This window comes from Nonomuraea sp. NPDC003214, from assembly GCF_053590035.1.
Genome location: NZ_JBSFSX010000009.1, coordinates 401,189 through 414,445 on the forward strand (window position 1 = coordinate 401,189; position 13,257 = coordinate 414,445).

General features: G+C 73.3%; 10 protein-coding genes. 6 read left to right on the forward strand and 4 right to left on the reverse strand.

Annotated elements, in window-relative coordinates; all coding sequences use genetic code 11:
* Positions 1–34: 34 nt before the first annotated feature.
* Positions 35–1,564, reverse strand: coding sequence for a serine/threonine protein kinase (locus ACWDXC_RS29780; protein WP_449987100.1), 1,530 nt, complete (start codon positions 1,562–1,564; stop codon positions 35–37).
* A 31-nt stretch (positions 1,565–1,595) separates the two neighbouring features.
* Positions 1,596–2,252, reverse strand: a complete 657-nt coding sequence (locus ACWDXC_RS29785; RefSeq protein WP_449987102.1) for a TetR/AcrR family transcriptional regulator — start codon at positions 2,250–2,252, stop codon at positions 1,596–1,598.
* Positions 2,253–2,506: 254 nt separating this feature from the next.
* Between ACWDXC_RS29785 and ACWDXC_RS29790 the strand changes: the two genes are divergently transcribed.
* From ACWDXC_RS29790 to ACWDXC_RS29810, 5 genes are all read left to right on the forward strand, one after another.
* Complete coding sequence (locus tag ACWDXC_RS29790) at positions 2,507–4,108, forward strand: ABC-F family ATP-binding cassette domain-containing protein (protein ID WP_449987104.1); 1,602 nt, start codon at positions 2,507–2,509, stop codon at positions 4,106–4,108.
* A 142-nt stretch (positions 4,109–4,250) separates the two neighbouring features.
* Positions 4,251–5,639: an MFS transporter gene (locus tag ACWDXC_RS29795; RefSeq protein ID WP_449987106.1), complete on the forward strand. Its 1,389-nt coding sequence runs from the start codon at positions 4,251–4,253 to the stop codon at positions 5,637–5,639.
* A gap of 91 nt (positions 5,640–5,730) precedes the next feature.
* The gene (locus ACWDXC_RS29800) at positions 5,731–6,684 is read left to right on the forward strand and encodes a hypothetical protein (RefSeq protein WP_449987108.1); all 954 of its coding nucleotides are present in this window, start codon (positions 5,731–5,733) and stop codon (positions 6,682–6,684) included.
* A 23-nt stretch (positions 6,685–6,707) separates the two neighbouring features.
* Positions 6,708–8,945 carry a heavy metal translocating P-type ATPase gene (locus ACWDXC_RS29805; RefSeq protein WP_449987110.1) on the forward strand — a complete coding sequence of 746 codons (2,238 nt, stop codon included), beginning with the start codon at positions 6,708–6,710 and terminating at the stop codon, positions 8,943–8,945.
* Between the two features lie 61 nt (positions 8,946–9,006).
* Entirely contained in the window at positions 9,007–9,960 is a 954-nt protein-coding gene (locus ACWDXC_RS29810) for a GNAT family N-acetyltransferase (protein WP_449987112.1), read from the forward strand.
* A 49-nt stretch (positions 9,961–10,009) separates the two neighbouring features.
* Here ACWDXC_RS29810 and ACWDXC_RS29815 read toward each other — a convergent pair whose 3' ends face one another.
* On the reverse strand, positions 10,010–11,101 hold the full coding sequence (locus tag ACWDXC_RS29815) for an FAD-dependent monooxygenase (protein ID WP_449987113.1): 1,092 nt from the start codon (positions 11,099–11,101) through the stop codon (positions 10,010–10,012).
* 97 nt (positions 11,102–11,198) lie between these two features.
* On the opposite strand from ACWDXC_RS29815, the gene ACWDXC_RS29820 reads away from it, so the two are divergent.
* The gene (locus ACWDXC_RS29820; protein WP_449987115.1) at positions 11,199–12,101 is read left to right on the forward strand and encodes a GntR family transcriptional regulator; all 903 of its coding nucleotides are present in this window, start codon (positions 11,199–11,201) and stop codon (positions 12,099–12,101) included.
* Between the two features lie 135 nt (positions 12,102–12,236).
* Here ACWDXC_RS29820 and ACWDXC_RS29825 read toward each other — a convergent pair whose 3' ends face one another.
* Positions 12,237–13,244, reverse strand: a complete 1,008-nt coding sequence (locus ACWDXC_RS29825; RefSeq protein WP_449987117.1) for a serine hydrolase domain-containing protein — start codon at positions 13,242–13,244, stop codon at positions 12,237–12,239.
* Positions 13,245–13,257 lie beyond the last annotated feature (13 nt).

Consider the following 13,257-nt stretch of genomic DNA (forward strand, 5'->3'; position numbering starts at 1 on the left):
GCCCCCCGAGCGGGTCCCCCCGGTGGGGGCGGGGTCATGACAGGCGGCAGGTGGCCATCGGGGTGTACGGGTTGGACGGTTGCTCGCCGACGGCGTTGGAGTAGGCGGGGTACTTCCACGCGCACAGCGTCGTCGGCGAGATCTCGTGGTCGCTGCCCTGGCACTTCATGCCCTGCCACCCGGACATGTACGAGATCCCCTTGTAGCCCTGCTCCTTGCAGTAGGCCGTGGCGTCGTTCCAGCTGACCTGGCCGGTGGAGGGGGCGGGCGCCGGTGGGCGGGTGGTCTCCTGGTCCGCCGGGGTCTTGGGGGTCGTCGACTGATGGGTGACCTTCGGGGTCGGCTTGGCCGTCTTCGGGGCGGTGGTGGGCTTGCGGCTGCTCGGCGGGTCGGGGTCGGGGTCCGCGGGCGGGGCCGTGGAGGCCCTGCGGGGCGCCTTGGTCGGGGTGGCCGCGGAGCTCTTGGCGAGGTCGGAGACGTCGCCCTGCATCGCGGTGATCGACGGCAGGTGCGTCGTGGGCGGCGTCGTGGGCGGCGGCGGGCTGCCGGTGGGGGTGCCGGGCGTGCCGGTGACCGAGGACGTCGGGGCCGCCGCCTGCTGCTGGGCGGTGGCGGGCGCCAGCGCGTAGAAGCCGACCCCGGCGGCCACGCCCAGCGCGCCGGCGACCGAGGCGGCGACGACCGCGCGCCGCCGCGCCGGCTTCCTGCCGTTCTTCGCCGAGGCCGAAACCGGGGCGTGCTGCCAGGCGGGCGGGGGCAGCGCGCGGAGCCGTTCGACCACCTGGGCGGCGGTGGGCCGCTTGGCGGGGTCCTTGGACAGGCACTCGCGCAGCAGTCGGGCGAAGCGCACCTCCAGCCCGTCGAGGTCGGGCTCGGAGTTGAGGACCGCGTGCAGGGTGGCGGGGATGGTGTCGCCGCCGAACGCCCGGCTGCCCGTGGCCGCGTAGTGCATGGTCGCGGCCCAGGTGAACAGGTCGGCGGGCGGCCCCACCTCGCGGCCGGCGATCTGCTCGGGCGCCATGTAGGCGGGGCTGCCGATCGGCTGGCTGGTGACGACCGACTGGCTCAGGTCCAGCGCCTTGGCGATCCCGAAGTCGATCACCACGGGACCGTCGGGGCCGAGCAGCACGTTGCCCGGCTTGAAGTCGCGGTGCACGACCCCGGCCGCGTGGATGGCGGCCAGCGCGGTCGCCGTGTTGATCGCCAGCCGTTGCAGCGCCGCCGCGCCGCGCGGCCCGCTGGCCCGGACGGACTCCTGCAGCGACGGCCCGTCCACGAACTCGCTGACGATGTACGGCCTGCTCCCGGCGAACCCGGAGTCGATCATCTGGGCGGTGCAGAACGGCGCGACCCGCTTGGCGGTCTCCACCTCGCGCAGGAAGCGCACGCGCGCCTCTTCGTCGGCGATCAGGTACGGGTGCAGCAGCTTGACGGCGACCCGTTCGCCCTCGGGGCCGCGGGCCGCGTACACGGCGCCCTGGCCGCCCGCCCCGAGCCGTCCTTCGAGCTGGTAGGGCCCGACCGTGCGCGGGTCGTCGGGGAGGAGGTTCAGCGGCTCGGGCACCGAGCCTCCTCGCAGCCGCGCCGACCGGCGCTCAGGGCGCGGTCCCCGGGACGGTGATCGGCCGGCCGGGCGGGAGCTGGGCGACCAGTCCCTCGGCGGTCGCGGTGATCATCAGCACGAAGTAGTCCTCCGGGGTGTGTGCGGGGATGCCTGCCGCGGCCTGCCGCAGCAGGTCGGACCCGGCGATCGCGGCCATCGCCTCGTCGGCGGCCGGGGATGCGAGAAGGGCCGCCCGCTCCTGCTCGCCCACGGTGACGCCGAGCGTGATGGTGGCGATCGCCGAGCTGAGCACGGTGGCGGCGGCCGGGTCGTAGCCGCGCCTGCCCAGGGCGGCGATCTGGTGCTCCAGCAGCCGGACGCCGGAGGCGCCGCGCGGGAACAGCCGCTGGAAGTAGAGGGCGGTGCCCGGGTGTTCGAGCGTGAAGCGGCGCAGCTGTGAGGCGAAGCTGACCAGGTGGGCGGCGGCCGGCTCGGCGGGGTCGTCGACCAGCTCCAGCTTGGCCAGGATGGCCTCGCCGACCAGGCTCTCCAGGGCCGAACGGCTGGGCACGTGCCGGTAGACGGCCGCGGTCGTGACGCCGAGCGCGTCGGCGACCTTCTGCATGGTCAGCTCGACCAGGCCGATGCGCATCCCGGCTTCGACCACGTCGTCCAGCGTGAACATGGCCGTCCGCCCGCCGGTCCGCATCGCCGCCTTCCCCCCTGGTTACGGGGCCTAACTTAGAAGAACGATCACAGGGCCGCAAGCCCGGGAAATGCCTTTGCGGGGTCGCCGTCCCGGTTGTTACCTTGGAGACATGCAGTATCTGTACTTCCTCTGAGAGTGACGGCCTCAGCCCCCGCCGTGCGGGTGCGGCTGAGCCTTCCGCCGTCATCTCACCTTTTCCCGGATCGCCACCCGGCCTCTTCGGCGTGCCCGCGATCCGGTTCTCCGGAGGAAGTATGTTCACCGACACCACTGTGTCGTCCACCCGTGCGCGGGCCCACCTCAACGCCGTCGATGTGCATCTGGCCCGTGGCGGCCGTCCCGTACTCGCCGGGGTCGATCTGACCGTCTCCGCCGGAGACCGGCTGGGGGTGGTCGGCGAGAACGGGCGCGGGAAGACCACCCTGCTGCAGGTGCTCGCCGGGACCCTGGCGCCCGACAGCGGCACCGTGCACCGCGCCGGCACGATCGGCGTCGCCGACCAGGAGATGCCCGTCGACGGCGACCGCACCGTAGGCGACCTGATCGATCTGGAGCTGGCCCAGGTGCGGGCCGTGCTGCACGCGTTCGAGACGGCGACAGAGGCGCTCGCCGAGCAGCGCCCCGGCGCCGACGAGGAGTACGCGGCGGCGCTCGCCGCCGCCGAGTCCATCGACGCCTGGGACGCCGACCGCCGCGTCGACGTCTCGCTCGCCGCCCTGGACGCGGTCGCCGACCGCGACCGGCCGCTCGCCGGCCTGTCCGTGGGGCAGCGCTACCGGATCCGGCTGGCGTGCCTGCTCGGCTCCCGCTACGACCTGCTGCTGCTGGACGAGCCGACGAACCACCTCGACGCGGCGGGGCTGGAGCACCTGACGGCGCGGCTGCGCGAGCACCCGGGCGGCGTGGTGCTCGTCAGCCACGACCGGGCGCTGCTGGCCGACGTCGCCACGGCCGTGCTCGACCTCGACCCGACCCGTGACGGCCGCCCCCGCGTCTACGGCGGCGGCTACGCCGGCTACCGCGAGGGCAGCCGCGCCGAGCGGGAGCGCTGGGAGAGCGAGTACCGCGACCAGCAGGAGGAGCGCAGGAAGCTGGCCCAGGACCTGTCCGCGGCGCAGAACCGGCTGTCCACCGGGTGGCGCCCGGAGAAGGGCACGGGCAAGCACACCCGCGCCACCCGGGCGCCCGCCCTGGTGCGGGCCGTGCACCGGCGGCAGGAGGACCTGGAGGCGCACGTCCTGGACGTGCCGCAGCCGCCGCTGCGCTTCCACCCGCCGGTCCTCGGCGGTCCGGCGGGCGCGACGCTGCTGCGGGCCGACGACGTGACGGTGCCGGGCAGGCTCGACGAGCCGTGCTCGGTGCTGCTGCGCGCCGGTGACCGGCTGCTGGTCACCGGGCCCAACGGCTGCGGCAAGTCGACCCTGCTCGCCGTGCTCGCGGGCGCGCTCGGCCCGGCGACGGGCGGCGTGCAGCACAAGCGCGGCGTCCGTATCGGGCTGCTCGCCCAGGAGCCGCCGCCGCCGTCCCGCCGCCGCGCCTTCGAGGTGTACGAGACGGCCGCCGCGGCGTCGGGGGAGCGGGTCGGGCTGTCGCAGCTCGGCCTGCTGCCGCCCGCCGCCACGCACCAGCCGGTGAGCGAGCTGTCTCTCGGCCAGCGGCGGCGGCTGGACCTGGCCGTGCTGCTGGCCGCCCGGCCGCACGTCCTGCTGCTGGACGAGCCGACCAACCACCTGTCGATGACGCTGGTGGAGGAGCTGACCGAGGCCCTGGCGGCCACGGGCGCGGCCGTGGTGATGGCCACGCACGACCGGCAGCTGCTCCGTGACACGGCGGGCTGGCCCAGGCTCCAGCTCTGACCGCACCACCCGGAGGGGCGCTCGCCACGAGGCGGGCGCCCCTCCGGCGTTCCGCAGGCCACTTGGCAAACCCCTAGGGGGTATGTTACGTTCCCTCGCGCAGATACCCCACAGGGGTATCCAGAGTGTCAGGAGAGCGGTTATGAATGCCGTCAACCCGCGCAGGTGGTGGGCGCTCGTCGTGCTCGCCGCCGCGCAGTTCATGGTCATCATGGACACGTCGATCATCGGGGTCGCGCTGCCCGACATGCAGCGTGACCTCGGCTTCTCCCAGGGCGACCTGCAGTGGGTGTTCAACGCCTACGTGATCGCCTTCGGCGGCCTGCTGCTTCTCGGCGGCCGCCTGTCGGACCTGCTGGGCGCCCGCAAGGTGTTCGCCGCCGGATGGGTCGTGCTGACCGCCGGATCGGTGGTCGCCGCCTTCGCCGGCAGCGCGTGGGTGGAGATCCTCGGCCGCGCCGTCCAGGGCGTCGGCGGGGCGCTCATCGCGCCGGCCGCGATGACCCTGCTCATGATGCTGTTCGGGCACAACCCGCGCGAGCTCGGCAAGGCCATGGCGCTGTACGGCGCCGCCGCGCCGGCCGGCGGCACCGCCGGGGTGTTCCTCGGCGGCGTGATCACCGAATACCTGAGCTGGCCGTGGGTGTTCATCGTGTACATCCCGATCGGCCTGCTCACGCTGGCCGCCGTCCCGGGGCTGCTGCCGGCGACGCAGGGCAGGCGCGGATCGGTCGACGTGCTCGGGGCGGTCTCCGTCACGGGCGGCATCGCCCTGGCCGTCTACACGATCGTCCGGGCTCCGGAGCAGAGCCTGACCGCCACCCTGGTCCAGGGCGCGGGCGCGGCGGTGCTGCTCGGGCTGTTCCTGCTGGTGCAGCGCTCGGTGCGGCAGCCGCTCATGCCCCTGAGCGTGTGGAAGACGCCGGGCCTGGCCGCCTCGAACCTGGCGATGGCCCTGCTCGGCGCCGCCTGGATCCCGATGTGGTACTTCCTCAACCTCTACCTGCAGCAGGTCCTCGGCTACGGCGCGTTCGCCAGCGGCGCGGCGCTGCTGCCGATGACGGTCGCGGTCATGATCTTCATGATCGGCATCACCGCCCGGCTGCTCGGCCGCTACGGCGCCAAGCCGCTCATCGTGCTCGGCCTGGCCGTCCTCGGCGCCGGGGTGCTCGGGCTGAGCCTGGTCCGCGCGGACGGGGCCTTCGCCACCGACGTGCTGCCCGCCAGCCTGATCGCGGCCGTCGGCATGTCGCTGGCCTACATCCCGGCCATGATGTCCGCGATGTCGGGCGTGCGGCCGGAGGAGAGCGGGCTGGCCTCGGGCATCGTCAACACCACCTACAACGTCGGCTCCGCCGTCGGCCTGGCCGTCATGACGGCCATCGCGACCTCGCAGGGGAGCGCCGACCTGACGGGCGGCTTCCAGGCCGCGTTCATCGGCGCGGGCGTCGTCGCCCTCGCGGGCGCGGTGCTCACGGTGGTGTCGATGCGCCGCCCGGCGCGGCAGGAGGTTGCCGCAGAAATACCATAGGGGGGTATAGTGTTGAGAGGGAAGCGGACGTGGAACGGGTCGAAGAGGAGATCGAGATGAGCAGGACCGGGTGTGAGAGGGCGGGCCGCAAGTGAACGCGGCCACCAAGCTGGGCGCCTACGTCCTGGGGCTGGCCGTCGTGTTCGGCGGCGCCCTGGGCGTGGGCAACATGACGGGCCCGGTGGTCGGCGAGCCGCCCGCCGAGCACCACGCCGCCGCGACGAAGCCCACGGAAAGCCACGGCGGCGGCCACCAGGCCGAGCAGACGAAGAACGATACCCCCGGGGGGCTCCAAGTGTCCGAGAAGGGCTACACGCTCAATCCGCTGACCACGCTCAAGGCCGGCAAGAAGGCCGACTTCCGGTTCACCGTGACCGACGCGGGCGGCGAGCCGGTCACCGACTACCAGGTCCAGCACGACAAGAAGATGCACTTCATCGTCGTCTCCCGCGACCTCGACACCTTCCAGCACGTGCACCCGGAGATGGCCGCCGACGGAGTCTGGTCGGTGCCGCTCACCCTTGAGTCCGCCGGCGCCTACCGCGCGTTCGCCGACTTCGCCCCGACCGGCGGCGAGGCGCTCACCCTGGGCGCCGACCTGCTCGTCGCGGGCGACCACGAGCCCAAGCCGCTCCCCGAGGAGACGCGCACCTCGACCGTCGACGGCTACGAGGTCAAGCTCGACGGCGACCTGGCCCCCGGCAGCACCGGCAAGCTCACGCTGACCGTCAGCAAGGACGGCAAGCCCGTGACGGACCTGGAACCCTACCTGGGCGCATATGGTCATCTGGTGGCGCTGCGCGCAGGCGACCTGGCCTACCTGCACGTGCACCCCGACGGCGAGCCGGGCGACGGCAAGACCAAGCCCGGACCCGAGATCGTCTTCTACGCCGAGGCGCCCAGCGCCGGCGGCTACCGGCTCTTCCTCGACTTCCAGCACGAGGGCAAGGTCCGTACGGCCGATTTCACGCTGCGCACCGGCCCGGCGACGGGTGCTCCCACCCCCGACGCCGAGCCCACCGGGCACGGCGAGCACAGTCACTGAACGAGAGAACTGGAGGCAGGGCGATGACGTCTCGCACCGATGACCGGCAGAGCGCGGTCGAACTCTCGATCGGCGGCATGACGTGCGCGTCGTGCGCGAACCGGATCGAGCGCAAGCTCAACAAGCTCGACGGCGTGACCGCGACGGTCAACTACGCGACGGAGAAGGCGAAGGTCACCTTCCCCGAGGGCGTGGACACGCAGTTGCTGATCGCCGAGGTGGAGAAGGCCGGCTACTCGGCCGCGCTGCCCCCGTCCGAGCAGGACGAGGCTGCCGGCGAGGGCGCGGCCGAGCCGCGGGATGACGAGCTGCGCACGCTGCGGCAGCGGCTGATCACCTCCGTGGTGCTGTCGGTCCCGGTGATCGCGATGGCGATGGTGCCGGCGTTGCAGTTCACCTATTGGCAGTGGTTGTCGCTGGTGCTGGCCGCTCCTGTGGTGGTGTACGCGGGCTGGCCGTTCCACAAGGCGGCGTGGACCAACCTGAGGCACGGCGCCGCCACGATGGACACGCTGATCTCGATCGGCACCATCGCGGCGCTGGGCTGGTCGCTGTGGGCGCTGTTCTTCGGCACCGCGGGCGTGCCGGGCATGACGCACCCGTTCGAGTTCACCATCGCGCGCAGCGACGGCTCGGGCAACATCTATCTTGAGGCCGCCGCGGGCGTGACCGCGTTCATCCTGGCGGGCCGCTACTTCGAGTCGCGGTCCAAGCGGCGGGCCGGCGCGGCGCTGCGCGCGCTGCTGGAGCTGGGCGCCAAGGACGTGGAGCTGGCCGACGGCCGCCGCATCCCGACCGCGCAGCTCAAGGTCGGCGACCGGTTCGTGGTCAGGCCCGGCGAGAAGATCGCCACCGACGGCGTGATCGAGGACGGCAGCTCGGCGGTCGACGCCTCCATGCTGACCGGCGAGTCCGTGCCGGTCGAGGTGCGGCCGGGCGACCCGGTGACCGGGGCGACCGTCAACGCGGGCGGCCGGCTGATCGTCCGGGCCACCCGGGTCGGCGCCGACACCCAGCTCGCCCAGATGGCCAAGCTCGTCGAGGACGCGCAGACCGGCAAGGCGCAGGTGCAGCGGCTGGCCGACCGGATCTCCGGCGTGTTCGTGCCCATCGTGATCGCGCTGGCGGTCGGCACGCTGGGCTTCTGGCTCGGCACCGGAGACGGCGTCGGGGCGGCGTTCACCGCGGCGGTCGCGGTGCTGATCATCGCCTGCCCGTGCGCGCTCGGCCTGGCCACCCCCACCGCGCTGCTGGTCGGCACCGGCAGGGGCGCCCAGCTCGGCATCCTGATCAAGGGTCCGGAGGTGCTGGAGTCCACCCGGCGCATCGACACCGTGGTGCTGGACAAGACCGGCACCGTCACCGAGGGCCGGATGACCCTCACCGGCATCCACGTGGCCGACGGCCAGGACGAGGACGAGGTGCTGCGGCTGGCCGGGGCGCTGGAGCACGCCTCCGAGCACCCGATCGCCCGCGCCATCGCCAACGCCGCCCAGGCCAAGGTGGGCGAGCTGCCCGAGGTCGACGGCTTCGCCAACGTCGAAGGGCTCGGCGTGCAGGGCGTCGTCGACGGGCACGCGGTGCTCGTCGGCCGGCCGAGGCTGCTCCAGGAGTGGTCGCAGCACCTGACGCCCGCGCTGGAGCAGGCTCTGCGCGAGGCGCAGGAAGCCGGGCGCACGGCCGTCGCGGTCGGCTGGGACGGCGAGGCCCGCGCGGTCCTGGAGGTGGCCGACGTGGTCAAGCCGACCAGCAAGGAGGCCATCGGCCAGCTGCGCGCGCTCGGGCTGACGCCGGTGCTGCTGACCGGCGACAACCAGGCGGTCGCCCGCACCGTCGCCGCCGAGGTGGGCATCGACGAGGTGATCGCCGAGGTGCTGCCCGCCGACAAGGTGGACGTGGTCAAGCGGCTCCAGGGCGAGGGCAAGGTCGTGGCGATGGTCGGCGACGGGGTCAACGACGCCGCCGCGCTGGCCCAGGCCGATCTCGGCCTGGCGATGGGCACCGGGACCGACGCCGCGATCGAGGCGTCCGACCTGACCCTGGTCCGCGGCGACCTGCGGGTGGCGGCCGACGCCATCCGGCTGTCGCGCCGGACGCTGTCCACGATCAAGGGCAACCTGTTCTGGGCCTTCGCCTACAACGTGGCCGCCCTGCCGCTGGCCGCGCTCGGCCTGCTCAACCCGATGATCGCCGGGGCCGCGATGGCGTTCTCCAGCGTCTTCGTGGTCAGCAACAGCCTGCGCCTGCGCAGCTTCAAGTGATCTCGGGGCGTGACGCGCCGCCGCCGGACGACCTCCGGCGGCGGCGCAATAGCCTGGGATCATGGACGTGACATGGGGACCGCTCACCCCGGACGACGCGCCGGCCTGGGCGGAGTTCGCCGCCGCCGTCGCGGCGGCCGACCGCTCCGGTGACCAGGTCAGCGTCGACCTCATGGCGGAACGCCTCGCCAACCCGCTGCTCGACCTGGAGCGCGGCACGCTGGCGGCCCGCGTGGGCCGGGAGATCGTCGCGGTCGGACTGGCCCCGGTCAGGCACTCGGCGGAGCCCGTTCACCTGATGGACCTGTGGGGCGGCGGCGTGCACCCCAACCATCGCAGGCGCGGCCACGGCAGGCGGATCATCGACTGGGTGCTCGCCACCGCGCCGGAGCTGCACGCCCGCAAGCATCCCGGCAAGCCGCTCCACCTGCAGCTGCACGTCCCCGACGACAATCACGGGCTGGCCGTGCTGGCGGAGCGCACCGGGTTCGTGCCCACCCGTGTCTTCCAGGACCGGCGGCGCGACCTGACGGTCCCGGTCCCGCCGCCCCGGCCGCCCGGCGGCGTCGCGATCGTCCCCTGGGCTCCCGAGCTCGACGACCAGGCGCGCGAGGTGCGCAACGCCGCCTTCCGCGACCACTGGGGCTACACGCCGCACACCGCCGAGAGCTGGAACCGCCTCATCACCGGCACCGGGGTCTTCCGTCCCGCAGGCTCGTTCCTGGCCGTGGCCGGCGGGCACGCCGTGGGCTGCCTGCTCACCCACCACCGGCCCGCCCCGACCGGCGCGCCCGAGGCGTGGGTCCAGGTCGTGGCCACGGTCGCCGAGTGGCGGGGCAGAGGCGTGGCCGGCGCGCTCGTCTCCCACGCGCTCACCGCGTTCCGGGCCCAGGGCTACGCCACGGCCGGGCTCAGCGTCGACGCCGACAACGGCACCGGCGCGGTCTCCGTCTACGAGCGCGCCGGGTTCGCCACGTTCCGGACGAGGACCTCGTACGTGCACGTCAGGGAGTGATGGCGAGCTTGAGCCGCCGTCACAGGGTGATGGCGAGCTTGAGTCGCCGTCACAAAGTGATGGCGTTCTTGGCCCGGTCGACGGACTCCTCGGCGGCGGGGCCGCCCGGGTTCTCCAGCGCGAGGGCCTGGTTGACCTCGGCGAAGGGCCGCATGCGGGCCTCGTAGCGGGCGAACGCGGATTCGTGGCCAGCCCTGCCCAGCTCCTCGGCCAGCACGTACGCGCCCACCAGCGCCAGGCTGGTGCCCTGGCCGGACATCGGGGAGGGGCAGCAGGCGGCGTCGCCCAGCAGCGTCACCCGCCCGGCCGACCAGCGGTCCATGCGGACCTGGGCCATGGCGTCGAAGTAGAAGTCCGGGTCGGCCCACATGCCCTCCAGCAGCTTGGGCGTCTCCCAGCGCAGGCCGCCGCAGTGCTCGGCGGTGATGCGCTTGTGCTGCTCGACGTCGCGGTGGTCGTAGGCGATCGGCCCGGCGTTGAAGCCCAGGTAGACCTTGATGCGGCTGTTGTCGCGGGTGGTGAAGAGGCCGTAGCCGGCGTCGCCGTCCTTCAGCCAGGTCTGCCAGTCGCGCAGGCCGAGGAAGTTGTCCATCGTGCAGATGCCGACATATTGGCCGATGGGGTGGACGTAGCGCTCCTCGGGGCCGAAGGCCAGCCGGCGCACGGCCGAGTGCAGCCCGTCCGCGCCGATCACCACGTCGTAGTCGGCCGGCTCGGCGCGGGCGAACGTGACGCGCACGCCGTGCTCGTGCTCGCGCATCGCGGTGATCGAGTCGCCGAACCGGTAGTCGGCCGGGGCGTGCTCGTGCAGGATGCCCGCCAGGTCGTCGCGGAACAGCTCCGCGTCGTCGTTGTCGAGCCGGCCGCCGCTGTAGGTGGTCTCGGTGGTGCGGAAGACCTCGTTGCCGTCGCCGTCGAGCACGGACATGCCCCGGTAGGCGGTCCTGGCGTCCCGGACCCGCTCCAGCAGGCCCATCCGGTCGACGACCTCGAGCGCCGCGCCGCGTACGTCGACCGCGTGCCCGCCGGTGCGCAGGGCCGGTGACCGTTCGACGACGGTGACGGCGAAACCCTGGCGGTCCAGCCAGTACGCCAGCGCGGATCCGGCGGTCCCCGCGCCGGAGATGAGTGCCTTCTTCATGGTGAACCCCTCTCGTGTACGACTGAACGTACAGCGTAAATACAGAGGTTGGGAAGGGGAACCTGGTAAGTTCTGTACTAGTACAGAAGGAGAACGCATGCCCGCGCCGTACCAGCAGATCGTCGACGACCTCCGGCGGCGGATCGACGACGGCGAGCTCGCGCCCGGTGACCGGGTGCCGTCGACCAGGCAGATCGCCATGAAGTGGGGCGTCGCCCTCGCCACGGCGGCCAAGGCGCTCGCCGCGCTCGGCCACGAGGGCCTGGTCGAGGCCAGGCCGCGCTCCGGCACCGTCGTCGCCGACCGCGCGCAGCGGCGCCGCCCGCCGGGGGAGCAGGGCCTGACCCGCGAGCGCGTCGTCGCGGCGGCGATGGAGATCGCCGACGCCGAGGGGCTGGCCGTGCTGTCCATGCGCGGCGTCGCGGCCCGGCTCGGCGTCTCGGCCATGTCGCCCTACCGCTACGTGGGCGGTAAGGAGGAGCTGGTGACGCTCATGGCCGACGCGGCCTACGGCGACGCCGAGTGGCCGGAGACGCTGCCGGAGGGGCGCCGGGACCGGATCGAGCTGATCGCGCGGCTGCTGTGGCGGGTGCACCGTCGGCACCCGTGGCTGGCCCACGTCACGCCGCTCAACCGGCCGCTGCCGCTGCCCAACCTGATGGTCTACGCCGAGTCCCTGCTGGCCGCGCTCGACGGCCTCGGCCTCGGCTCGGTCACCATGCTCAACCTCCAGGTGCTGGTCTTCAGCCACGTCCAGGGCCTGGCGGCCAACCTGGAGCACGAGGCCCAGGTCCAGGCGGCGACCGGGGTGTCCGACCAGGAGTGGGTCGACGCCCGGATGAGCGCCCTCGACCTGCGCCGCATGCCCACGTTCGCCAAGGTGCTCGCCGGGCTGCCGAGCGAGGGTTACGACCTGGACCTCGACGCGTTCTTCGAGTTCGGCCTGCAGCCGCTGCTCGACGGCATCGACAGGCTGATCGAACGGTCGGCGACGAGCTAGAGCCAGCCCGCCACACCGGCCAGTAGTTCCGCGTGCACCGATGCGCCATGCACCATGCACGGCCCGAGGCCGCACGCCTTCACCGTGTCCGCCTGCCGCTCGCCGTCCGCGCCCGGCGTCGCCGACGCCGGGCGCTCACGCGTCCCGGGCCGGGCGGAAGGCCGTTTCGTACAGGTCGTCGAAGGTCTTCAGGAAGTCGTTCCAGTCGCCGTTGAGGTTGACCACCAGCGTGCGGTGGCCCTGGCGGTCGCCCATCGCGAACGAGGTCGAGCCCTGGATGAAGCCGCCGCCGCCCCAGAGCGTCACCCCGCACGGGAGCCGCTGCTCGTAGACGCCGAGGCCGTAGCGGGTGCCGGGCACCCAGTCCGCGCCGTCGGTCGGGACCGTGGTGAACATCTCCTCCTGCTGGGCGGGCGGCAGCAGCTCACCGTGCAGCAGGGCGCGCAGGAACCGGTGCAGATCGGCGGTCGTCGAGACCATGCCGCCCGCGGCCCCGGCCCAGCTCAGGTCGGCGTCCGTCACGTCGTGGAGGTCGGCGGGCGCGCCGCCCTCGTCGGAGCGGGAGTAGTGCCGGGCGCGCGGCTCGCGGACCGTTTCGGCACCCGTCGGCAGGTACGTCCCGGTCAGGCCGAGCGGGCCGGCGATGCGGCGGTCGATCTCGGCGGCCAGAGTGGAGCCGGTCGCACCCTCGACGATCATCCCGGCCAGCGTGTAGTTGAGCTTGGAGTAGATGAAGCGTGTGCCCGGCTTCTCGGGCCGCGGGGGCTCCTGGCCGATGACGGCGTCGGGCAGCCCGCTGGTGTGGTTGAGCAGCTGCCTGACGGTGATCGCGGAGCCGTCGCCGCCCAGGTGCTCCTCGACCACGCCGGGCAGCCACGTGGCCACCGTGTCGTCCAGGCTCAGCCTGCCCTCGGCGGCCAGGCGCAGGACGACCGTGCCGGCGAACGCCTTGGTGAAGCTGCCGATGCGGAAGTGCTCGCCGGGCCGCCGCTCGCGGCCGGTGGTCAGGTCGGCCACTCCCGCCGTGCCGAACCAGCGGGTCCCGTCGCGGTCACGCAGCTCGGCGACGATGCCGGGGCCGTCGCCGCCGGCCACGGCCCGGTCGAGGGCGGCGGCGAGCTGATCGGGGCGGAACGGGGACATGGTGCCTCCAGAG